Annotated in this window: 1 protein-coding gene; it reads right to left on the bottom strand. The window is 32.0% G+C overall.

Going from position 1 to position 996, the window contains the following annotated elements:
• Positions 1 to 173: 173 nt before the first annotated feature.
• A complete protein-coding gene (locus tag CHA01nite_RS20345; protein WP_146944821.1) occupies positions 174 to 494 on the bottom strand; it encodes a hypothetical protein in 321 nt (106 codons plus the stop codon).
• Positions 495 to 996 lie beyond the last annotated feature (502 nt).

Here is a 996-nt window from a genome sequence, read left to right as displayed (position 1 = left end):
TAACTACACGTCTTATTATTTAATAAAAAAGCCCCAACACTTTCTAAGCGTTAAGGACTCTTGAAAAATAATTTCATAATAAAAAAATTAGAAATAAATGCGATTAAAATTTATATTTCTTTTTTGAAGACCAGCCCTATTTCTTCAGTAAATTTCTTTCAGAGTTTATTACTTTAAAATATCTCCAGGTCATCAGTTACTTCTTTGATTACAAATTTCAATCTTTCATCTGTAACTTTATCAAATTCTTGCTGTATTTCTTTTCTCTTTAATAATTTCTTGTAGATTCTCGCAACATCTCCTACTCCGTAAATTGCAGCTCGAGCAGTTGCAAAATCTTTATTAAGTATATATCTGATGCACATGTCTTCTAACCACTCCTGATCATCTATTCCGTTTATAGCACCGATAATAATTTCTACAACATTTTGATCATTTGCCAACATCTCTGTTACATCAAATTTATCAGTATAGTTATAATTTTTATATTCCATAGTTTTAGTAATAACTTCAGAGTTTCATGAACTTTGAAAAAAAGGCGTCTATCCAGACAATTAAATACAAATCCTCCAGGGACAGTTTTACCGGTTTATCACTTCGGTGGCTACAATGCGGATAATTCTATGCATGGATGATGCGGATTCAAAAGATAGACAAGTTATGGGACCAGCTTGTTTCTCTCAACAGTGTTGAGACTGTGAAAATTCTCTGTAAGACCCATAAAACGGCTTCATTCTCCAAAGATTTTTGTTTGAAAATCCTTTGATTTCAGGTTCATTGGTCTGAATATATTGCCCCATTCACTTAGTTCCGCCTTCCTGCCGATATATCTGAATTTACAGCTTTTATGACTTTACTTCAAGCATCCTTAATAATTTGAAGGATATCAGAAAATTGGTCTTTCATAAAATATACTGCATTTAAAAACAAAAGTACTGATTCTGAATTTTCTCTGTACCGGTATCAATATATACAAAATCGAAGGCTTACCGCAGG

This window comes from Chryseobacterium hagamense (assembly GCF_007991455.1).
GTDB classification, from domain to species: domain Bacteria; phylum Bacteroidota; class Bacteroidia; order Flavobacteriales; family Weeksellaceae; genus Chryseobacterium; species Chryseobacterium hagamense.
This window is presented reverse-complemented; position numbering and strand designations above follow the sequence as displayed.

Bases quoted from the DNA above. Each gene is read 5' to 3' on its own strand.
- CHA01nite_RS20345 (WP_146944821.1), bottom strand. From the start codon at position 494: ATGGAATATAAAAATTATAACTATACTGATAAATTTGATGTAACAGAG.